The sequence below is a fragment of the Bacillus sp. B1(2022) genome, assembly GCF_040259625.1.
Taxonomy (GTDB): domain Bacteria; phylum Bacillota; class Bacilli; order Bacillales; family Bacillaceae; genus Bacillus; species Bacillus velezensis.
In genome coordinates this window covers 1-22,493 of record NZ_JANIFO010000013.1, presented here as the reverse complement: position 1 = coordinate 22,493, position 22,493 = coordinate 1, and the positions used below count along the sequence as shown (strand labels likewise).

Genomic DNA, 22,493 nt, shown 5'->3' with positions numbered 1-22,493 from the left:
GGAGTTTTCTGACATGCATTATGGCAGTAAAGGCTGGTATGTAGAAGAGTTAAAGAAAAAAGGAATTACCCACTATGAAGGAAGAAAGCTTCAAAGCTTCAAAAAGTACTTCCTTGCCAATCTGCTGGAAACAAAAAAACAAGCATAACGTAAATCAGCCGTGCTGTCAGTGCAGCACGGCTTTTTTCTATACATTAGTGAGCCTGTCTCTTTTTTTAAGGAAGGACTCCCTCCAGCTTTCTGACAGCGCTTCTTCCCGCAGTATTTCTTCAATCGCTGACAGATTGCCGGAATCACGATATTTCACTTCATTCGCATACCAGACGGAAATGCTTTCTTTTCCTCTCGACAGACGCTTGAGGACGGGACGCGGATCGACATATCCTTCTTCAAGCACCCTGAAATAAAAGCCGGTAAATCCCGTCTGCTGTACACGGAGCACCATATCTTTGATGCCATATTTGAGCGCGAGTTTGACGCAGGGCTGGCGCGGCTGGCTTACTTGAACGACGGCTTCCCCCAGCTGAAAGACGTCTCCGATCCACACGTCTTGTTCGGCCAGTCCTTTGACCGTTACATTCTCCCCGAACGCGGCGGCGGGAAGTTTTCTCGCGAGCGTTGTTTCCCAATATGAATAATGCTCGGCGGGATACACGCACACCGCTTTATCGGGGCCTCCGTGATGCTTCAAGTCGGCTTGCCCGTCCCCGTCAAAATGGGTTTTATACAGCATGACGGGAGAATCTGCGGGCCGCTTTATGATGCCGGAATTGATTTGTCTGCCGGCAAATTCATGAATTGCGGGCTTTCCGAGATTGATAGATAAGACAGAATAGTCTTGCGTCACCTCGTTCACATCCTTTGCGAAATCTCATATCTTTCCTTTATCATAGTAAGAAAAAGGTGGTTTTTCCATGCTTCAATATCATATGATTGCAGACGGCCGGGTTCAGGGCGTAGGTTTTCGCTACTTCGTCCAGATGGAAGCCGACAGACATAAGGTAGCCGGCTGGGTAAAAAACCGTGATGACGGCCGGGTGGAAATCCTTGCCGAAGGTCCTGAAGAGTCGTTAAAACAATTTGCCGAAGCAGTCAGAAAAGGCAGCCCCTTCTCAAATGTCACCGGCATAACCATCGAAGAATCACACCGTCTGAAAGGGTACCGCACTTTTACCATCAGTTACTGATAAGGCTTGTCCTGATAATAATAATTCGGCTTCACAATCGTATTGTCATATGATTTATGGAAAATGTGGGTGGAAGCCGGCGAGATCGGCGGAATCAGCCAGGTCCAGTCGCCCGTCAGCTTTCTTCCCGCGTCTTGTTCCTGTTCTTCAAAGCGTTTAAATTGATTCGCCGCCGTATGGTGATCGACAATGCTGACACCGTGTTTTTTGTATGAATAGAGCACTGCCTTATTCAGTTCCACCAGCACCTGATCCTTCCACAGGTCGGTATTCAGGCTGGCGGAAATCCCCATGACCGCAGCGGCTTTTTTGAGCATATCATACCGTTTTTCGTCAGCAAGGTTCCTTGCGCCGATTTCGGTTCCCATATACCATCCGTTAAAAGGCGCCGCGTTGTACGACAGCCCGCCGATTTCAAGCCTCATATCGGCGATAATCGGAACCCCGTACCATCTGAGATTTAAATCGGCAAACTCTTCAATATCCGGATGGGTGATCGGCACTTCTTTCACGAGCGTCTGAGGCAGGTCATACCAGACCGGCTGCCCGTCCCCTTTCATCCGGAAAAGCAGCGGCAGAATATCAAAATCGGTCCGCTTCCCGCGCCAGCCGAGTTTTTCGCAGACAGCCGTCAGCTCATATGATGCCGGATCACCGACTCTTCCTTTTTCAGTCTCATATCCCGCATAGCGGATGAGCTGGTGATTCCAGATCTCCACTTGTTTTTCCCCATTCTTCTCAGGAGGGAAAATCGTAATCGTCGGTTTAATTTTTCCGCCGTTCGTGGCGATTTTGATATGTTCAAATAATGCGTCGCGCACCTCTTCTTTCGTGTTCACACCGCGCCGGTCAATGACGTTCAGCGATTGCCAGAACAGACGCCCGATACAGCGGTTGCTGTTGCGCCACGCCATTTTCGCCCCGTGTTCAAGCTCTTCCGCCGTATGGACGTAACTTCCCGTCCGATCTATCTCATCTTTTATCGCGTGCAGACGCGCGTTGATTTGCGATTCCATTCCGAGTTCCTGATAGCAGACATCAATAAAATCCTTCGCCTCATCCCAAAGTATTTCCGTATGTTTCAAAAAACTCTCTCCTTCAATTTACATCTGTTTCCCATTGTATCGTTTTTAGGAGTGAACACAATGGTTTTTTTGTATCATACTGGAAACTGCAAAGAAAAAACACCTGTGATGTTCGCAGGTGTTTTACAAAACGGAATGCAGTTTTTCAGCCAGTGTAAGCAAATCCTCACGGTAGTTTTTTCCCGTCATCGGAATTCCGTGACCCGTCAAAAGCGCTTCCGGCTCCAGTTCGGCCAGTTTCTGAACGGATGCGGCCGCCGTCTGCGTATCCGCTGTAAAATAAGCGGGCGGCCCGTGAAGCTCTTGCTTTTGAATGACAACGTCCGCAAGCGATTCCTGTTCAACAGTGATCACGGCATCACCGGCAAGCAGAACGCGGTCTTTATCCCGGAATAATGAAATATGGCCGGGTGTGTGGCCGGGCGTATGCACCCATTTCCATTCTTCAAGAAACGGAACGGTACCGTCTGAAGGCAGTGCCTGAACGGACGGAATGCGGATCGTATGGCGCGGAAACAGCGGTGACAGCTTTGCGACAAGCCCCTTTTTCACATCGGGCCTGGCAGGCGGATAATCCGCTTTCCCCGTGACGTACGGGAGCTCCTTTTCATGAATGTAAACCGGCACATCCCAAAGCTCAAGCAGCTCTTCAATCGCACCGACATGATCAAAATGACCGTGTGTCAAAATGACCGCCTTCAGCTGATACCCCTCTTTGAACCGGCGTTTCATTTCTTCTGTTATCATCTCCGCCGATTGAGGCATTCCAGCGTCAACCAGAATGATTTCCCGCGGAGCTGAGGGATTTTCGATAAAGTAAACATTCGCAATCTGCACGGTCAGTCCGTAAACGCCGTCCGCCGCTTTAAAACCGGCCCCGCTTCTCACTGAAAAAAGCGGCATAAACGGATCACTCATCATGGCACCTCCTCTGATGCCTTTAGTGTGCGACGAACCGGGTGTTTTATGTTAAAAAATCGTGATTGCGCCGATGATGAGCGCAAAGGCCGTCATGACGATAACGGCAAGAACCGCCCATTTCATGGCAAATTTCTGGTGTTCATCAATGGTGACCCCGGCAAGCCCGACTAATAAATGCGTCGACGGCACGAGCGGGCTTAACATATGAATCGGCTGGCCGATGATCGAAGCGCGGGCGATTTCCACCTTATCTACACCGTACGCCACGGCGGTCTCGGATAAAATGGGCAGCACGCCGTAAAAATAGGCGTCATTAGGCATCAGAAATGTAAAAATACCGCTCGTTAAGGCAACAATTGCCGGAATAAATCCCCCCATCTGTTCCGGAATAAGCGATACGAGGGAAATGGCCATCTCATCAACCATCTTCGTCCCCGTTAAAATTCCGGTAAACACGCCTGCGGCAAAAATCATCGAACCGATCGCAAGCACATTGCTCGAATGGGCTGAAATACGCTCCCTTTGATCGTTAAGCTTCGGATAGTTGACAATCAGCGCGATACAAAACGCAATGATGAACAGCACGGTTAAATTCACTTTTCCTGACACTAAAAATCCCACTAAAGAAAGCGTTAACAGTAAATTGAACCACCACAGTTTCGGCCGCCTCCATTCATCTTCCTCAGCCGCAGCCGTTTCATTTGTATGGGACGGCTGCTTTAATTCGATCACCCCGAGCCGTTTCCTTTCCATCCTTCCGAGTACATAAGCGACCACAATCATACACACCATTCCGCTGGCAATGACAGGCAGCATCGGCCCCGTCAGCTCTGCCGGGTCAACGCCGAGCGCACTCGCCGCACGCGGCGTCGCGCCGCCCCATGGTATCGTGTTCATGATACCCATGCCGACACCGGCGATTCCCGCTAAAATAATCGGACGGATTCCGAGCATGATATACAAAGGCAGCATTGCGCTTGTCGTAATCATATACGTCGTCGAGCCGTCTCCGTCCAGTGCGACAAGCATGGTTAAAACGGCTGTTCCGACTACAATTTTGAGCGGGTCGCCTTTAACCAGCTTTAAAATACGCGACACCATCGGATCAAATAAACCGGTATCAATCATAATGCCGAAATAAAGAATCGCAAACATAATCATGACTGCAATCGGCGCCACCTGTTCAATCCCGGAAATCATCATCTCGCCGACCCGGTTAAAAGAAAACCCGGCAAACAGCGCAAACACGATCGGCGTTAATACGAGCGCCGTTAACACTGAAAGCCGTTTTGTCATAATCAGCACCATAAAAACAAGCATCATAAGAAAGCCTAAGATTGCTAACACAGTATGTCCCCCTTATCATGAATACGCTTACATTTTAAAGGCCCGATCCCCTTTATCCGCCTTTTTGCTATCTTATGAGAATTGGATATTGAAGTAAATATTTTGGATTTTAAAGATTTTTAATTTTTTATAACCTTTTCGTTCATTTTGTTCATTTATAAATAAAAAGCCTCCCGCAAATATGCGGAAGGCTTATTTTTCGCTGCTCATCATCTCTTTATAAAACTCGGTCTGCTCTTCTAAAAAGCGTTTTGCGCCGCTGCTGTTTTTATAAAAGCTCTCCCAATCCCGTTTTTTCAACATTTGCTTCCACTCCGCGGATGAGGTAATCTGTTTCAAAGCCTGATCCCAATAGGCGATCTCGCCTTCGGTCATGTCTTTCGGCCCCATGATGCCTCTCCAGTGCGCAAAGACAAACGGCACCCCCTGCTCTTTCCATGTCGGCACATCGCTGAAGCCGGAGAGCCTTTTGTCCGACGTAACGGCCGCCAATGTGATTTTCCCTTTCCGATAGGCGTCTCTCGCTTCTGAAATGGTCATTGAGGCGGCGTCTATCTCGTGGCTGATAAGAGCTTCAATGACTTCATTGCTGCTCCCGTATTGAAAAAAGCGGATATCAAACGGAGAAATTCCGGCCATTTCCGCCGCTCTCGCAAAGGAGAGCTGGTCATCATTTCCGAGGCCGGGCGCAAATCCGATTTTTATGCCGCCCGGATGTGCTTTAATATCGCCGAGCAGCCGCTTTCCGCTTTTTATCTTTGAATCCTTCGGAAGAGCGACGGTCTGCCACTCTTTTGCGATAATGGCCAAAGGCGTAAAATCAGCTGCCTTCAGCCGGCTTTGTCCCAAAATTTCATTGCTTAACAGCAGGCTTGAATTCATACTGATGACATCCGTTTTTCGTTCGTTTACATATTTCCAGCCGCTGTCTCCGCCTCCGCCGGGTTTATAGACGATCTTTACGGGACGGCCTAATATTTGCTTCCGCTCTATAACCGATTGCAAAGCTTTTGCCGTTACGTCCCAGCCCCCTTGAGGCGCCGCCGGGACGACAATTTCAACCGGCCCTTCGGCTGAACGGATGCCCGCCATCTGCCGTCCGTCAAAAGAAACCAGCGCCGCCAGCATGACAAGAAGCACTCCCAACCGCTTCATTTCTCCCATCCCTTATTCATGTGCTAAATAATATTTCCGTTCCGGCCTGCCGATAATGCCGTACTCTAATTCAGCGAGCGCTTCTTCCTGAGAAACGAGAAACTCGGCGTAGCGCCGCGCCGTTGTTCTGGAGGCGCCCATTTTTTCGCCCAGTTCTTCGGCCGTCATCCCTTTTTGGGCTTCCCTGAGCGCGTTTTTGATTTTTTGAAGTGTAATCGAATTAATCCCGGTCGGCAGATCATTGAGCTGTTTTTGTTCTTTCTGACCGCTTCCGAAAAACATGTCGATAACGGACTGGCTCAGCTCCGGCTGTGAGTGCAGCCATTCTCTTTTTTCCCGGTACTGCAAAAGCACTTCTGTAAATTTATGTGCCGACACCGGCTTTATGACATAGTGGGAAACGCCTGACCTGAGCGCTTCCTGCAGCAGTCTTGTTTCGGCAGAAGCCGTAATAATGATGATATCAACGGAAGGAAAACGGCCGCGGATAAGGGGAAGCAGATCTGTCCCCAGCTCATCAGGCATATAAATATCCAAAAGCAGCAGATCAGGCTGCCGTTTCTCAAGCAGCGATATGGTGTCTTTGGCATTGATTGCTTTACCGATGACATTGAATCCATCAAGATGTTCGATAAATTTTTCGTGAATTTGCGCTATTCGAAAGTCGTCCTCTGCAATCGCGATGTTAATCACAAAGATTCCCCCTTTGGCGTTTCTTTCGGTATAAACACCGTAAATACGGCACCGCCGCTCTTTTGCTGCGAAATCTCTATCGATCCCTGCAATTCACTGACGGCTTCTTTCAGATTGGCTAAGCCGTATCCTCTCCTCGTCCCCTTTGAAGAGTAGCCCTTTTCAAATATCGTTTCTGTTTTTTCCTGAGGCACGCCGTCTCCTGAGTCCGCCACTTCGATGACGATATCCCTGCCGATATCGGTCATAAAAAAGGCGACCTCTTTTTTCTCTTTTTCGGCGACGGCTTCGAAAGCGTTATCAATAAGATTTCCGATGATCGTAATGAGCTGAGATGAACCCACATGCTCCGGCAGCGATTCTAAAAAGCTGTTTTCATCTATTGAAAGCTTCACTTTCTTCTCAGACGCCTTTCCCATTTTTCCTAATAGTATGGCCTGAACCCGCTGTGAATGAATGTTTTGAAAGAGGATTTCGTGCTGTTCATTCTGGATGGCGTACTCTTCTTTTATCAGTTCAATGGCTTCATTATATTCTCCCAGCTCTAACAGACCGAGGATCGCGTAAAGCTTATTCGAGAATTCATGCGTTTGCGCCCGAAGATCCTCTGAGTATTTTTTCATTTCAGTCAGCTTGTTAATGAGTTTCTTGAGCTCCGTTTTTTCGCGGAAGCTGATCACCGCTCCGTATACTTGTCCGGTCTGCTTCATTTCTTTCACGTTTAAGATAAATACTTTATCTCCGGCACGCACCTCCACGTTCGGCGGTAATTCTCCCCCTGCCAACACCGGCATGAGATTTGCGCCCGGCATGATTTCTTTTATATGCCTTCCGATCATCGGTTCCGGAAGATTCAGCATATCAGCCGCAGATAAATTCATCATGGTTACCGCGCCTTCTTTGTTTACGGCGATAATCCCTTCTTTAATCGCAAGGAGCATCGCATTGCGCTCCCTGTACAGCGCTGCAATTTCATGCGGTTCAAGGCCGAGTGTATCTTTACGGATGCTTTTTGCGAGCGCCGCCGCTCCCCCGATGCCGATAAGAAACACCAAACATGCAAAATAGCCTAAATGCCGCAGATGCGCTTTCATATCTTTTTCTATCTCATCTTGTAAAAACTCGACTGTCACCGTTCCGACGACTTCGTTATGATTTTTTTCCTCCAAAATAACCGGGGCGCTCCCCCGGACAGCCTTCATTCCGTCGGAAACCGGTGACCCGCCGAACATGACGGTTTTATTTTGCAGATTTTGATTTTCTTTCGGAATACTGCTTCGGGCCGAATGAAATGCAACATGCCCTTTTTGATCAGTGATGTAGACGGCGTGCGCGCCTGCCTGTTCTTTCATTTGTTCAATGACATCTAACTTTGTAAAAGCCTCTTGATCCGCAAGCCGGAACGCCTCTTTTACAGGAGGCATGTATGAAATGGTTTTTGCCGTTTGCACCGCCAGCTGTTCAGCCTGCTTCTGGCCTTCCTTTAATTGCTGAAAGGCAAATATAACTGTGAGCGTTCCGATGACAAGTATTAATAAAGCCGCAATTAATCCGGCGATTTTCATTTGCAGAGAGACATAAAACCGCTTCGCTTCCAACACAGCACCAGCCGTCCTTTCCTCCTAAAATCATACCACTTTTTAAATCTTTGTTTCTCACTTTTTAGAATTTTCGTGATCTTTTTCTCTTGTCATTTCTTTCAAAAAGTGCAGTCTGGTATAATTTCCCTCAAGAGAGATAAGAAGGATGAACTTTTTATAATCGCTGCGCAAAAAAAGACTGACAGAAGCCAGTCTCGGGATGTTTAACAGCGGACGTATATTCAGTTGAAAAAGTGTTTCTCTATGATGGCCGAGATACATTTGAATGACCGGAAATATCAATCAATTTCCCTTTGACGGCCAGGCGTCCTTCGGTTCTTACCGCTTTGTCGCATGTGATTAATGTAATCTCTTTATCTTTTGTCTCCTGAATTGCGTTTGCTTCTATTTCTGAAATCATGGTTTTTGATGTTACAGAATAAATATAGTCTTTTCTAAAGTCGGTCATCACGATTTGCGCGCCTTTTTTTATGTGTAAAAGAGGGCCGAACAATAGGTTCTCCTGCTTCAGATGGTGGCCTGCCAACGGGTAGTTTCCCTCGCCCATTTTCTGATCCGGACGCATAGTTGCCGCGCCGATCAGCAGGTTTTCATTGGTTGTGCCTTTTAAAATCGGAAGGTCTAAATCGATGCTGCTGATGGTTATCCGTCCGATTATCGGTTTTGGTTTGCGATTAAAACTTGACTGAACTGTTTCCCTGAAACCGGGCGGATGAATGGATTCAAAATCATAGTCCGCTTTTTTCATGTTATTTTTCCGCGCTTGTTCTGCGGTCAATTCCGATTCAATTTGGCTTTTACTGAGGTACGCGATCAAACAGCCTTTCATGAGAGGAGAGGAAATGAGAAGCAGCCCGGACAAAATAAGAACGGCAATGATCATTTTTTTAACCATGAAGAAAATTCCTTTCTTGTACGTCATGCGGTGAATATTTGGTGAGAAATGATTCTCTTTTTAAAAAAGCACCTGATCGATTCTTACATGATCAGGTGCGATAACGTCTATCTATTCCTTGCTTTCTTCTTTCTTGATACAACAGCCGCGGCTCCGCCGGCTAATAGCAGCAGAATACCGGCCGTGACCGGCATCATACCGTCCGTATCACCGGTTTTCGGCAGGTTTTTGCCTGTATCCGAGTGATTGGTTTTACCATTGGTATCAGGATGATGCCCGCCTTGATTCGTTTGATGATTCGGTGTGTCTTTCCCAGGTGCGGGATTTTTTAATTTCTTATTAGAAACGACGACCTCAACGGCTTTTAACTGTCCTTTTTCAATTGTGAATTCAATTGGTTTTTCGTTCAGCTGATAGCCGTCAGGCGCTTTTGTTTCGATAAATCGATACTGCCCGGGCGCTAATCCTTTCACCGTAAACCGGCCCTTTTGATCCGTCTTCCATACCGCCGGCCGTTCTTTGCTGCCGCCGGTGTTTACCGGATGTCCGGCAGAATCCGTGATCTTGAATTCAGCACCTTCCAGCACCTTATTTTTATCGTCATGATCCACTTTTGTCAGTGTGACATCACCAGGCGTCAGTGTATTCTCCGCACTGATTTCGACTGGTTTTATGTCGGTATTTGTGATCTTGAATGATATTGGCGTTTGATCCAAACTGTAAAGTTCAGGCGCTTTTGTTTCGATAAATTGATATTCGCCCGCTTTCAGTCCCCGTACAATAATTTGTCCGTGCTCATCTGTCGTCAGACCCTCTGTCAGTACTTTGCCGTTTGCATCTGTCAGATTAAACTTCGCACCTTGCAGGACTTTCCGTTTGTCACCTTGATCCAATTTTGTGAGAACAACGCTGTTCTTGATGTTAACTGCAGTCAGGGCAGCCTGATTCGGTTTTCCGCTGTTCTCAGCCTTAATCGTAAACGGCACAGGGGTTGTTGACAGCAGATAACCATCCGGCGCTTTTGTTTCAACAAATTGATAGTTTCCGGGCGCCAAACCGCCGGCGTCAATTTTGCCGCCTTCTTTTGTCATCAGATCGTCTCTTACGGTTTTTCCATCACTGTCAATGATTTTAAATACTGCACCGTCTAAAACGTTTCCGTCTTGATCCTTCTTGATCAGCTGGACAGAGCCTTTATAGTTGACGGCCGTTCCTGCGTCAGTTGACTCCGGCTTTCCTTCCGCTGTTTCTGAGATGGTAAACTCTTTTTTCTCCGTATTTAACACATAACCGTCGGGTGCTTTCGTTTCGATGAAGGCGTAATGACCCGGTGCAAGACCGGATGTTTCTACTTTTCCGTCCTTATCTGAAACCAGATCTTCTTTAACCGTTTTTCCATCACTGTCGACGATTTTGAAGACTGCACCTTCAAGCTTCTTGCCTTCCGCATCTACCTTCGTCAGCCGGACAGAGCCTTTATAGTTGACGGCCGTTCCTGCGTCAGTTGACTCCGGCTTTCCTTCCGCCGATTCTGAGATGGTAAACTCCACTTTCTCCGTATTTAACACATAACCGTTGGGCGCTTTCGTTTCGATGAAGGCGTAATGACCGGGTGCAAGGCCGGATGTTTCTACTTTTCCGTCCTTATCTGAAACCAGATCTTCTTTAACCGTTTTTCCATCACTGTCGACGATTTTGAAGACTGCGCCTTCAAGGTTTCGGCCTTCCGCATCTTCCTTCGTCAGCCGGACAGAGCCTTTATAGTTGACGGCCGTTCCTGCGTCAGTTGACTCCGGCTTTCCTTCCGCTGTTTCTGAGATGGTAAACTCCACTTTCTCCGTATTTAACACATATCCGTTGGGCGCTTTCGTTTCGATGAAGGCGTAATGACCGGGTGCAAGGCCGGATGTTTCTATTTTTCCATCCTTATCTGAAACCAGATCTTTCTGAACCGTTTTTCCATCACTGTCGATGATTTTGAAAACTGCGCCTTCAAGATTCCCGCCGTCTGCATCTTTCTTCGTTAATGCGGCTTTTCCTTGATAATTCACCATTGATCCCAATTCAACATCAGGTACTTGATTCTTTTCGTTCTTTGCGATTGAGAAGTGAATGGCTTTTGTGTTTACGATAAACCCTGATGGGGCTTTCGTCTCCATCAGCCGATAGTATCCGGCGGGCAAACCGTTGATCTCAACTTTCCCATTTTTATCGCTTTCAATATTATTTTTTATCAGAGTATAGGTGCCGTCGCTTGATTTTTTCTCAAGCTTAAATACAGCACCGGCCAAAGGCTTGTTGTTTTCGTCTTTTTTGATAAGCGTCACCTTATTTTTTTGATTTATGACTTTATAGAGTGCTCCTGCAGCGGAGGATTTGCCGTCAATCGTAACGGAGACCCCGTTTACATAAGCATCGCTGATGGTGTAGCCGTCCGGAGCTTTTATTTCTTTCAGTACATAGGTTCCGTAACGGATATTCCCAAACGTAAGTTTACCGGCATCGTCTGTTGTGCCCGTACGCAGCAGCTGCTTGCCGTCTTTAGACCATAATTGAAAGCCGGCTCCTGAAAGAGATGTTCCGTCTGATCCTGTTTTAGATATCGTCAGGCTTCCCTTCTCTCCTGATCCTGAGCCGCCGCCGCTTGAAATGGCGACAAACACTGAGCTGTTGTTCTCTTGGGTCTGCTCCTCAACATTTGTCCCTGATATCGACACTTTGTTGCTGACCTGACCGCTGCTGCCGGAAATATTAATGAGAGAACGATATTGTATGACATACGCGCGGTCGATTTGTTTATAGCTGCCTGTAAAGGTAAGGACAAATGATTGTTCGCCGGTGGCATTGTCAGTTTTTATATCTAGTTTATAGTCCTTATCTTTTTCAAGCTTCACATCACCCGGAATAAAGTTTCCGCTGCTGTCTTTCATAACGCCGTTCTCATTATATTTTGCTTGATATACTTTAAAAGAATCTTCATCTATTATTTGATTCTCATCCGGGGTGTCTTTGACTTTTACGTCATCCAGTGTCGATTGGCTGGCATTGACATTGATGCTCCAATCGATATCGTTTCCGTTCTGTTTGCCGCCTTTAGAAATCAGGTTTCCTCCGTTTGCGATGGAAACTGAACCCGTCAGCGTTCGGTCTGCGTGGTCATTATTAAAGTACTCTGCTTTGTTTGTGTATTGACTCTGTTTAATGACCTGGCCTTTTAATGACGTTTTAAATTCAATCAGGTATGGTACAGCGTCATCTGTTTTGAGACGTACGGTTAACGTATTTTTGTTGCCGTCTGACGGCTCCTCTATTTCATATTTTGAAGAATCCAGCGCCTCTCCTTCAGTGATGGAGCCGTTTTTGCTGATGGTATACGTTTTAACAGCAACCGACCCATGCAAAAATTGCTGACCATCTGTGATCGTATCTTTTATATAAGGATTTTTTGAAGGTTCGCCATTGTAATTAATGCCGACTTTCCATGTGATTTCTTTTGAAACGGCGTTGTATGAGCCGTTTTTGAATCCGTTATGGGACGTCTGATTGTTCGGTGTGAAGCCGCTCGATTCCTTATTTGTGCGTTTGCCGCCGTTTTTATCCGTCCATGTCGACTCCGCCGTATTCTTAATGGGTTCGTTTGAAAAGTCAGCGTTGAATTTTGTCTTATACGTGATCTTAAACTGACTGTTTGTTTCTGCATAATCCCCGATCAATGCTATTGTAAAGCCTTGATTTCCGGGTTTTTTTGTTAATATATAGTCTGTTCCTTCTTTCAGCGTTTTGTTATCAGTCGTGTCTTGCATGTGAAATGAATCGTCAATGAGCGCCAGGCCTCCGCTGGTGAATTGATCATCCAGCGTCCAGTCTTTCATTGTGTAACCGTTTTTATTAACTGTGATTGTCCAATCAACCGTCTTCTTCTCATAGTCTGCATTTGAATAATTTTTGATCAGATTCTGCTGAATGGCGGTTCCCGGAGTTTCCTTTGATTCCCCTGTATCTGTCATTGCTGTATTGGTGTATTTGACAGGACTGTCAATAATGACCCCATCGTTGACTTGAGATTGATAAATGATCTTATATGCTCCTGTGACAGTTTGCTTGAATTTTATTTCAAAGCCGTTCCCGTTATCAGTCAGCGTATAATCCTCACCCTCTTTTAATGGGGCGCCCTCTTGTTCACTGCCGTTCTGGCTGAATGTAATCGGAAGGACTTTCAATGAACCGGGAACAAGATGCAGATCGTCTGATCCGAACGTATCCTTGATGCCGGCTTTGGATTGATCAATCTTTTTCTCACCGTAGTTGTACATAACAGCCCAGCTGAACGTTTGGGATTCTCCTTTATAACCTGTCGAAGATTTTTCTATCATTTTTCCGTAACCCGCTGTTACGGAAGCTTCCGCAGAAATTGGCTCCGCATTGTCTCCGCTGAATGCCGCCTTGTTTGTCAGCGTGATGTTTCCGCCTTTACCCGGCTTTGCCTCATCTTTAATTTCCGTGTCATATATGAGCCGGTAGGCTGAATCGATCGTCCCGGCGAAGGTGACATTACCGTTTTCGCCAACGGTATAACCTGAAGTTATCTCATTTCCCTGACTCACCGAGCCGTCAATATTCACATCAAGTTCATACACTTTCACAGAGCGGAAAGTCAATTCGTCCGGAAGGCTTTCAGTCAATTTCGCATGTTTAACTTCTTCTTCCTTTTTATTAAGATCAACCGTCCACGTTACCTTTCCGGGATTAATACCTTTATCCAATGACCCTGATTTCTCAATGGTTTTATTGACATTCGGTTTAAAATAAACCGTTACGTCCGGCGTATCAGAGTTAACCGGAAACTTAATCTTTTGTGTGGTTGATCCTTTTATTTCTTTCTGATTGAATTGGGTGTTTACATACAATGACCCCTTGACGTTAGTATCTTCTTTTACCTCGCCGTTAAACGTCATGATGACATGGCCGCTCGTATTAATGGAAAAAGTTCCGTACGTACTATCGCCGTCGGTCAATGGCTGGTTCGTAATGTCATTATGCATGATAAATTCTTTAGGCAGATCAAATTCATATCGATCACCGTCGTTTATTGTTTTCCCCAGCTCATTCGGAATCGCCCATTGAATGGTGATATTTGCCGGAGAGTTCGTATTCGCAGGGTTGTTTTTGTCATATGGTTTTCCTTTTTCATCCGTCAATTTCACATCAGTTAAAATATTTTGCGTAATCCGGCTTCCGCCTGATTGAAGGCTTTTAGCGGCAGATTTGCTTGAAACCGCCATTTTTGATTGACTGCGTTTAGCAGAAGGTTTTGATTTCGTTTTCTGTTCTGCTTTATCACCGCCGTCCGCAGATGCTGATTTTTTCTCTGTCTTTTCCTGAGGTTCAGCAGGTGTTGAAGAGGTGTTTTTTTCTGTTTCGGAATCCGTTGTTCCGTCTTTCTTCACAGGTATTAACACCTGCTGGGTCTTGCCGGCATCCAGTTGAAAAAGAGCTTTTGCCATTTTCGTCTCATCTGTTATGTCGGGAGTAAACTTCGCCGACAGTGTAATGGAGCCTTTGGCATCCCCGGCATCTGCTTCAGCATCGTTCACTTTCACTTCCAGCGTGCTGCTGTCTGCTTCAGCTTTATATATACCGATCACCCGATCAGCTGATGTCAGCTCACCTTCGGCATCGTTATCTAATGTAAAACTTTCCGGAATCTTTATGGTGATATTCCGGTCGCTTGCATCTTCCTTGTTTTTTAGTGACCATTCGTATGTCAGTGTCACTTTATCTCCCGGTGCTAAAGCCGGTTCACTGGCTTTTGACCCGTCAACAGTCTGCTGTCTGCCGTCTTTGACTGCAACTGAATCAAAGAACCCGCTCTCGCTTTGTTGTGATCCGGAAGCGGCTGCGATCGGAGTAAAGCTGACAACCTGGCTGAAGATGAAAAACAGCGTGAAGCATGAAATCAATGCCGGCCTCAGCCTTTTGCTTTTTTTCGGGCTGAACGAAAAGTTCCTCACTCCCAAGTCTTATTCCTCCCCTTTTATATAGACTTACGTTCGAACAAGCCGGTAAGCATGGGATTCTCCTTATCCGAACCAAACTACATTGTATGAAATCGGCCTATACAAATTCTGTACATGGGATCATTTCAGAAATAGCGCACAAAAAAAGACCGGCATCAGCCGGTCCGGTCATTCAATCGTCAATTGATTTTATCTTTTAATTGTTTATAGCGTTCGTATTCCTTTATCGCCTCTTCTACCTTTCCCAGTTTATTAAATAACTGCAGTTTGTATTGTATAATTTTATCGTCACCGGGCTCTATTTTCTCAACCTGCAGGCAAATGTCCATCGCTTGATGATCATTCTTCTCTTGGATGAGAAAACCAATCAGTTCGTACGCTTTGCTGAGCCACAAATGGGCCAGACGCGCTTTTTCCGGCTCCGCCCACAGATAGCCATTCTCCATGAGATAATGGTTTTCATATGACATGACAATGTCCATATGCCGGGTTAGTGCAGCTGCGCTGAGCGGAGGAGCCTCTTTTAATGTTTTTTCCCATTCAACTGTATCAACCTTTACCCCGGAAAGCCGGAGAATGTATCCTATATCGGTATTTTCTATTGATTGGCTGAAGGGCAGCTGACCGATTAATTTCCGTATCTGATATATTGTCGAGTAGAGCTGGGTGCTTGCTTTTGATATATCATAAGCAGGCCAAAACATTTCCATCAGCATGTCTTTACTGACCGTGCGCCCTTGATTAAGAAGTAAAAATGCATACAGTTCACGGGCTTTGGATGTTCTCCACTTGACTGTTATGTATGTTTTGACACCATTTACCGATTGATAAAAGTCCAGGTTCCCAAAACATTGTATAACATAATCCGTCCCGGTATTCTCTTCTGCCGTCCTGAGTTTTTTATTCATTCGGATTCGCTCAACAGTTGTCAGCAGCCGGGCATTGTCAACCGGTTTCAAAAGATAATCGACAGCATTTAATTCAAACGCTTTGATCGCGAATTCATTATAAGCGGTGATAAAAATAACTTGGATATTTTCATTGACCTCCTGAATCGATTCAGCAAGCTCAATACCGTTTATCCCGGGCATTTCAATGTCAAGAAACACCGCATCAGCTGATGAAAGCTCCGAATGCTCCAGAACTTCCGCCGGATCTTGAAACGTTATAATAGATTGAAAGGCGTTTGTCCGCTCAAGCATACGATTAAAATGAAGCAATGCCAGTTCCTCATCATCCACAATTAACGCTTTCAAACCGCATCCCACCCGTCAATATAGATATATCTGAAAATAATTTCAATTATACCATGTCCAATGCCCTATATAGTTGGATTCTTTTTCTTTCTCTTGTTGTATTACAACGTTTGTGATTACAATATTTATACATTACATAGGATAATAGAATGCCCCTGAATGGGATAAAGGAGTAATGATGTGAAAGAAAAATTCATTTCGATTTCGATTATTTGCGGCTACGCTGCTTTCTTTATGATTTTTATGGTCCTGAATCATTTTTCAGGATCATCCCTCCCCCAAGCGGAACAGGGCGTGATCAATCTGGAAAAGTGGGATTTTCAAAAGGATGGAAATGTCCAGCTGAACGGGAAATGGATTCTATATCCAAATCAGATGCTGTCACCGCAGGCGCTTCATTCAGCAAAAGGAAAAAATCCCGTACTTGTTGATGTCCCTGTCAATGTGAAGCTGTTCGGCAAAACGGCCGATGTGGATTACGGGACGTACAAACTGACAATCCGATCAAATGAAGACAATCAGGTTTTGGGGATCAGCACATCTTTTATCTACAGTTCAAACCGCCTTTACCTTAATGGAAAAGTAATCGGACAGAGCGGCAATCCTTCAGAAAAAGCTGATTTTAAGGCGCAGAACAAACCGTACAGCAGCTTTTTCAGGCTTCACAAGGGTGACAATGAACTTGTCCTGCATTTTTCGAATTTCGGAAAAGTTCCCGGCTGGGGGATCGCAAAACCGATAACGTTTGGGACTCAAGAACAAATTATACGCGAGAATCAAATTTCCTTTTTCAATGATTCCATTATGATTACGGCTTTTTTCATTACCGGTTTATATTTTCTCGGCTTTTTTCTGCAACGGACAAAGGATAAACATTTATTGTTCTTTTCCGTGATGTGTCTGCTTTTTTCTGCCATTATTCTTATGATCGGGAAAGAAAGAATTATCTTTCTCCTCTTTCCGTCTATTTCATTTTCATTGCTGAATTCCTTGCGTATCATCTCAACCGTGCTTGTCAGCATGGCGGTTTTTCTTTATCTCTTTTATGCATACAGAGAAATTGTTTCAAAAACGACGATCACCTTTTTAACCGCTTTATCCGGGATTATCTTGATCACTGATTTTATGTCCGGAAGTTTCATTGACCATCTCTCATACATTTTACATTCTGTGCTTGCCGTTACGACTCTGTTTTATATTACATATATTTTTACGATTGCCGCCATAAGAAAAATAAAAGGAAGCACGTACCTTACACTCGCATCCGTCTCGATGAGCGCTTTTGTGATTCTTACTACCATTTCAGCTTACAGCGGCAAAACGGCTTTTTCTTTTAATTCGCTCTATTCATTGCCGACAGTCATCGCTTTATTGGCGGTGGTTCTTCTGATGGCGCAGCAATTCGCCGGAGCTTTCCGGGACAATGAAGTCCTCTCACGGAAATTAGTCAAAATCGACCAACTGAAAGATGAATTTATCGCCAAAACTTCACACGAATTCAAGACGCCGCTGAACAGCATTATTAATATATGCCAAACCCTTGTAGCCGGCAGAAAAAAGAAGACGATAGAGGAAGAGAAAGAAAATATGCAGCTGATCATCCGTATGGGCTACAGACTTTCTGATCTCGTAAATGATATTCTTGACTTGGAAAAAATGAAGCAGGGTATGCTGCAGATTCGTCCGGTTCCCGTCGATGTGCATGCCGTCATATGCAGTGAAATGAACTTCTACCGGCTTTTATCCAAACATAAAAAACTTGCCATTCTTAATCATGTGCCGGACGGCCTCCCTTTGGTGCTTGCAGATGAAAACCGATTCCGGCAAATCTTAACCAATCTTGTTGAAAACGCAATCAAGTACACATCCGAGGGGAACATTATTCTTTCTGCTGAAAGCCTGAATGACAAAATGATTCAAATCACGGTGGCCGATACCGGCAGCGGCATTCCTGAGGCTGATCTTGAAACCATTTTTGATTCTTTTCAGCAAGCGGGAGGGACAGAAGAAGATGGAACGGGTTTAGGTTTAAGTATTGTGAAACAGCTCGTCAAGCTCCAAAACGGGGACATCTGGGCGGAGTCAGCGGCGGCGCACGGATCAGCCTTTCATTTTACGTTACCCGCCGCTCAAATTGATTCTTTACCGGAAGCAAAGACCGAACTTCCTGAATCACAGCCCGGACAGAGAATGTCGGATATTTCGCTGGTCACGCCTTATCACTCAGAAAAAATCGATGCTCCGACGATTCTGATCGTCGACGATAACATCGAGAGTTTGAAAATTTTAACTGATATGCTGGAAGGTGTTCCTTATAACGTAATCGCAGTAAAAAGCGGAAAAGAGGCGCTTCAAGCTGTCTCTTCCTCGAGGCTTGACTTGGTCATATTAGACCTGATGATGCCCGACATGACGGGTTTTGAAGTCTGCACAAACATCCGCGAAAGATTCAGCATGGTCGATCTGCCGGTTCTTATCGTTACGGCAGCCATTATCAGCCATGACAAATACAAGGCATTTCATGCCGGAGCAAACGACATCTTACAAAAGCCTTATCATTACTCTGAATTCACCGCGCGTATTAAAAATTTAATTTTGATGAAGCATACGGCTCACCAAGCCACAAATTTAGAAATGGCATTTCTTCAGTCGCAGATTAAGCCTCATTTTCTTTACAATGTATTAAATACGATCATCGCGCTCAGCCATTTGGATATTGAAAAAGCACGGGAAACGACTGCTGCATTTACAAACTATTTAAGGATGAGTTTTGATTTTCAAAACACTTCGGACATCAGCTCATTCAGAAACGAACTTTCTATCATTACGTCATATCTTTCTATAGAAAAAACACGCTTCGGCAAACGGATTGATATCCTTTTTGATATTGAACAGGACATTGACTTCCCCCTTCCGCCTTTAATGATACAGCCATTGGTGGAAAACGCCGTTCATCACGGGATCAGTAAGAAAAGAGGCGGCGGACGGATAAAGCTGACAGCGAAAAAACAAGGCGAAAACACGTATTTTATCAAAGTGGAGGATAATGGAACCGGCATCATGCCGGACATACAGAAAGATATTTTGTCTTCTGACGTTAATCGCAGTGTCGGCCTGAAAAATATCAATCGGCGGCTGAAGCATTTTTGCGGAAGTGAATTGACGATCACCAGCACCCCGGATGAGGGCACCGCTGTTTCGATGATGATTCACACTCCCGGCACAACGGATGATTCGAACTCACTAAAGACGTCTTCATTAAGATACTGATTAACTTCAGAAGGCTTGTAAATACTTCTGCCGGCTGTCGGGGAATTCCCGTCAGCCTTTATTTACCCAAAAAGACGTAAAAACAAAAAAGCTTGAAGAAAAAGTGATATCTTCTCCAAGCTTAGATGATCCGCACCAGTCTGGCCGTTTTCACTTAAGAAATCGTAACTCCCGCGCTTGCATATCCCGCCACTGTATTAATAAGCGAAAGGCCTGTCGCAGTGGCGGAGAATACCATTAACAGCCGGGTTTGAGGAGTTACCGCAATGTTCAGCCCTGTCGTGATTCCGTTGCTGATGCTGCCGATTGACAATATGCCGGTGAGGGGAGGAGCTAAAGTGACGGATGCTCCGGGGATCGGCGTGAACGTATTGTTCGGCACTGTGGAACTGTATAATTGTGCGGTTATCGTAACAGTCGAGCCGACAAGCGACAATGCTGCGGTTGTACTGAAATAAGCGGCAATTGATGTAATGGTTCCGCTTCTCGGAGCAGAAAAAGCAAAGTTCAGCAGAGTTCCTCCGGCCCCGGTGAGATCAATTGCACCTCCCCCTCCGACATTGACGCCCGTTACAGAATTGCCGAACCCGACAAGGCTCACCGTTCCGATTAATCCGCCGGCAATGGTCGTCACGGCAGTGGGAAGACCTGAAGCATAAGGAATGATCGCGCCTGCTCCGGTTACCCCGGTTACTCCTGTTGCTCCGGTGGCGCCGGTTACCCCAGTTGCTCCGGTTACCCCAGTTGCTCCGGTTACTCCTGTTGCACCGGTTATTCCCGTGGCTCCCGTTACTCCGGTGGCTCCAGTATCTCCGGTTACTCCTGTTACTCCGGTTACTCCTGTTACTCCGGTTACTCCTGTTACTCCGGTCGCTCCGGTTACTCCCGTTACCCCGGTGGCTCCCGTTACCCCGGTCGCTCCGGTTACTCCCGTTACCCCGGTTGCTCCTGTTGCCCCGGTTACTCCGGTTACTCCGGTTGCTCCAGTATCTCCGGTTATCCCGGTTGCTCCGGTTACTCCCGTGGCTCCCGTTATCCCAGTTGCGCCGGTTACTCCGGTCGCTCCGGTTACTCCCGTTACTCCGGTTGCTCCAGTATCCCCTGTTACCCCCGTTACTCCGGTTGCTCCAGTTATTCCGGTCGCTCCGGTTACTCCCGTTACCCCGGTTGCTCCTGTTGCCCCGGTTACTCCGGTGGCTCCGGTTACCCCGGTCGCTCCGGTTACTCCGGTTGTTCCCGTTACCCCAGTTGCGCCGGTTGCTCCGGTAGCTCCCGTTACCCCGGTGGCGCCGGTTATTCCAGTCGAGCCTGTTACTCCCGTTGCGCCGGTTAATCCCATTGCTCCCGTTACCCCGGTGGCACCCGTTATCCCAGTTGCTCCGGTTACTCCGGTGGCACCCGTTACCCCGGTCGCTCCGGTTACTCCGGTTGTTCCCGTTACCCCAGTTGCGCCGGTTGCTCCGGTTGCTCCCGTTACTCCGGTTACTCCGGTTACCCCGGTTGCTCCGGTTATTCCAGTCGAGCCTGTTACTCCCGTTGCTCCCGTTACCCCAGTGGCTCCCGTTATCCCAGTTGCACCGGTTACTCCCGTGGCTCCCGTTACCCCGGTCGCTCCGGTTACTCCGGTTGTTCCCGTTACCCCAGTTGCGCCGGTTGCTCCGGTTGCTCCGGTAGCTCCCGTTACACCGGTTGCTCCGGTTACTCCCGTTACTCCCGTTACCCCGGTGGCGCCGGTTATTCCAGTCGAGCCTGTTACTCCCGTTGCTCCGGTGAATCCCATTGCTCCCGTTACCCCGGTGGCACCGGTTATTCCAGTCGCGCCGGTGGCGCCGGTCGAGCCCGTTACTCCCGTTGCTCCCGTGGCGCCGGTGGCTCCAGTCGCGCCGGGATCTCCAGTGACGCCGGTTACCCCAGTCGCTCCGGTATTCCCAGTCGAGCCCGTTGCTCCGGTAAACCCCGTTGCTCCGGTAAACCCCGTTGCTCCAGTGAATCCCGTTGCTCCAGTCAGCCCCGTTGCTCCGGTGCACCCCGTTGCTCCGGTGAATCCTCTTACATGAAAATGATTTGGATGACAGCATGGACACCATCTTTCATGACAGCAAGAGTTTTCGCAACAGAATCCTTCACAGCAATGTGCCCGATTTTGATAACTGCGCCTTTGATTTCTTCTTTTATGTTGAAAATGACAGCAACACTCATTACTATTCCGGCAGTCGTAATCCCAAGAGTCGTATCTGTTATACCAAGTATCTCCTTTTCTCATTACACCACCTCTATTTTCATAATATTTCCATGATAAAAAAAGGTGTGGCAAAACCCCACTTCTATTGGGCAAATTTTTAAATGTTCTTTAAGGCTGCATCATGCAGCATTTACAGAAAAAAGACCTAACTGTGCATAAGTCAGGTCTTTCATCTTTAAAATATCAGTCTGCTGTTGTATTAGGTTGTCGGGAAACGAATGCTGTTAAAATCGATATTGAGAGCTGTCGCTGTTGTTATATTATTCGCAGTTGTGAAAATAACTCTCAGCTGGTACGTATTTGTTCCTGCGGTCGGTGCTGTATCCACTGTTGTATCAGCAATCGAAAAACTATCCGTAGCTGCGGTAGTACTAGTTCGCGACAGAGTTCTTGTATGAATTTGTACTGTTCCCCTATATAATCTCACCTCAAAAACAAAGTTTGAATTGGCTGCAGTTGTTAGCGCGACACTGAGTGCATAATCAAGCTTTACATTCTGCAAAGCGTTAACCGGGATTGCCAGCGTAGCAATGGGAACTTCTGTATTTAACGGCGGATAAACAGTGAGCGGCCCGTTGGTTCTTGTGAAGAGCAAGGTTGGTGTACTGCCTGTGGCGCCGGTTGGTCCTGTTGCTCCAGTTGGGCCCGTTACTCCTGTTACTCCTGTTGCCCCGGTTACACCAGTCGAGCCGGTTGAGCCTGTTGCTCCAGTCACTCCCGTTGAACCGGTTACTCCGGTTGAGCCTGTTTCTCCAGTTGCTCCAGTTACTCCTGTTGAGCCTGTTGCGCCGGTTGCGCCTGTTAATCCCGTTACACCTGTTGGG

General features: G+C 46.6%; 14 protein-coding genes and 2 pseudogenes. 4 read left to right on the top strand and 12 right to left on the bottom strand.

Annotation, left to right across the window (positions count from 1 at the left end; genetic code table 11):
• Positions 1-13 precede the first annotated feature (13 nt).
• Positions 14-148 carry a YflJ family protein gene (locus NQS30_RS18545; RefSeq protein WP_003155609.1) on the top strand — a complete coding sequence of 45 codons (135 nt, stop codon included), beginning with the start codon at positions 14-16 and terminating at the stop codon, positions 146-148.
• A 39-nt stretch (positions 149-187) separates the two neighbouring features.
• On the opposite strand, the gene NQS30_RS18540 is transcribed toward NQS30_RS18545, so the two are convergent.
• Complete coding sequence (locus tag NQS30_RS18540; protein WP_015239385.1) at positions 188-847, bottom strand: MOSC domain-containing protein; 660 nt, start codon at positions 845-847, stop codon at positions 188-190.
• A gap of 67 nt (positions 848-914) precedes the next feature.
• Here NQS30_RS18540 and NQS30_RS18535 point away from each other — a divergent pair, with 67 nt between their 5' ends.
• Complete coding sequence (locus tag NQS30_RS18535; RefSeq protein ID WP_025284412.1) at positions 915-1,187, top strand: acylphosphatase; 273 nt, start codon at positions 915-917, stop codon at positions 1,185-1,187.
• On the opposite strand, the gene nosA is transcribed toward NQS30_RS18535, so the two are convergent.
• The 9 genes from nosA to NQS30_RS18490 form a co-directional block, all read right to left on the bottom strand.
• Positions 1,181-2,272 (bottom strand): nitric oxide synthase, encoded by a 1,092-nt coding sequence (nosA, locus tag NQS30_RS18530; protein WP_007408487.1) that lies wholly within the window; start codon positions 2,270-2,272, stop codon positions 1,181-1,183. The genes NQS30_RS18535 and nosA overlap by 7 nt on opposite strands.
• A gap of 123 nt (positions 2,273-2,395) precedes the next feature.
• The gene (locus NQS30_RS18525) at positions 2,396-3,190 is read right to left on the bottom strand and encodes an MBL fold metallo-hydrolase (protein ID WP_099566490.1); all 795 of its coding nucleotides are present in this window, start codon (positions 3,188-3,190) and stop codon (positions 2,396-2,398) included.
• 51 nt (positions 3,191-3,241) lie between these two features.
• Positions 3,242-4,540 (bottom strand): Mg(2+)/citrate complex secondary transporter CitM, encoded by a 1,299-nt coding sequence (gene citM, locus NQS30_RS18520; RefSeq protein ID WP_099566489.1) that lies wholly within the window; start codon positions 4,538-4,540, stop codon positions 3,242-3,244.
• A 192-nt stretch (positions 4,541-4,732) separates the two neighbouring features.
• Entirely contained in the window at positions 4,733-5,695 is a 963-nt protein-coding gene (locus NQS30_RS18515; RefSeq protein ID WP_012117061.1) for a tripartite tricarboxylate transporter substrate binding protein, read from the bottom strand.
• A 12-nt stretch (positions 5,696-5,707) separates the two neighbouring features.
• A complete protein-coding gene (locus tag NQS30_RS18510; protein ID WP_012117060.1) occupies positions 5,708-6,388 on the bottom strand; it encodes a response regulator in 681 nt (226 codons plus the stop codon).
• On the bottom strand, positions 6,385-7,989 hold the full coding sequence (locus NQS30_RS18505) for a sensor histidine kinase (protein ID WP_085341813.1): 1,605 nt from the start codon (positions 7,987-7,989) through the stop codon (positions 6,385-6,387). The genes NQS30_RS18510 and NQS30_RS18505 overlap by 4 nt, the downstream gene beginning before the upstream one ends.
• 241 nt (positions 7,990-8,230) lie before the next feature.
• Entirely contained in the window at positions 8,231-8,884 is a 654-nt protein-coding gene (locus NQS30_RS18500; RefSeq protein WP_025284410.1) for a class A sortase, read from the bottom strand.
• A gap of 107 nt (positions 8,885-8,991) precedes the next feature.
• Positions 8,992-14,901 (bottom strand): SpaA isopeptide-forming pilin-related protein, encoded by a 5,910-nt coding sequence (locus tag NQS30_RS18495; RefSeq protein ID WP_218791523.1) that lies wholly within the window; start codon positions 14,899-14,901, stop codon positions 8,992-8,994.
• A gap of 179 nt (positions 14,902-15,080) precedes the next feature.
• Positions 15,081-16,157, bottom strand: coding sequence for a response regulator (locus tag NQS30_RS18490; RefSeq protein WP_099566487.1), 1,077 nt, complete (start codon positions 16,155-16,157; stop codon positions 15,081-15,083).
• A 234-nt stretch (positions 16,158-16,391) separates the two neighbouring features.
• Here NQS30_RS18490 and NQS30_RS18485 point away from each other — a divergent pair.
• Both NQS30_RS18485 and NQS30_RS18480 read left to right on the top strand, forming a co-directional pair.
• Positions 16,392-18,275: pseudogene (locus NQS30_RS18485) on the top strand (sensor histidine kinase); the annotation flags it as partial.
• 72 nt (positions 18,276-18,347) lie between these two features.
• A complete protein-coding gene (locus NQS30_RS18480) occupies positions 18,348-19,427 on the top strand; it encodes a sensor histidine kinase (RefSeq protein WP_225307358.1) in 1,080 nt (359 codons plus the stop codon).
• A 154-nt stretch (positions 19,428-19,581) separates the two neighbouring features.
• On the opposite strand, the gene NQS30_RS18475 is transcribed toward NQS30_RS18480, so the two are convergent.
• Complete coding sequence (locus NQS30_RS18475; protein ID WP_218791521.1) at positions 19,582-21,690, bottom strand: exosporium glycoprotein BclB-related protein; 2,109 nt, start codon at positions 21,688-21,690, stop codon at positions 19,582-19,584.
• Between the two features lie 178 nt (positions 21,691-21,868).
• Positions 21,869-22,493 (bottom strand): annotated as a pseudogene (locus tag NQS30_RS18470) (collagen-like protein); the annotation flags it as partial.

What these genes read in the sequence shown, in the direction of transcription:
- NQS30_RS18515 (WP_012117061.1), bottom strand. Translation starts at nt 5,695, where the DNA reads ATGAAGCGGTTGGGAGTGCTTCTTGTCATGCTGGCGGCGCTGGTTTCT.
- NQS30_RS18525 (WP_099566490.1), bottom strand. Translation starts at nt 3,190, where the DNA reads ATGAGTGATCCGTTTATGCCGCTTTTTTCAGTGAGAAGCGGGGCCGGT.
- NQS30_RS18545 (WP_003155609.1), top strand. Translation starts at nt 14, where the DNA reads ATGCATTATGGCAGTAAAGGCTGGTATGTAGAAGAGTTAAAGAAAAAA.
- NQS30_RS18535 (WP_025284412.1), top strand. Translation starts at nt 915, where the DNA reads ATGCTTCAATATCATATGATTGCAGACGGCCGGGTTCAGGGCGTAGGT.
- NQS30_RS18475 (WP_218791521.1), bottom strand. Translation starts at nt 21,690, where the DNA reads ATGAGAAAAGGAGATACTTGGTATAACAGATACGACTCTTGGGATTAC.
- NQS30_RS18500 (WP_025284410.1), bottom strand. Translation starts at nt 8,884, where the DNA reads ATGGTTAAAAAAATGATCATTGCCGTTCTTATTTTGTCCGGGCTGCTT.
- NQS30_RS18480 (WP_225307358.1), top strand. Translation starts at nt 18,348, where the DNA reads ATGTCGGATATTTCGCTGGTCACGCCTTATCACTCAGAAAAAATCGAT.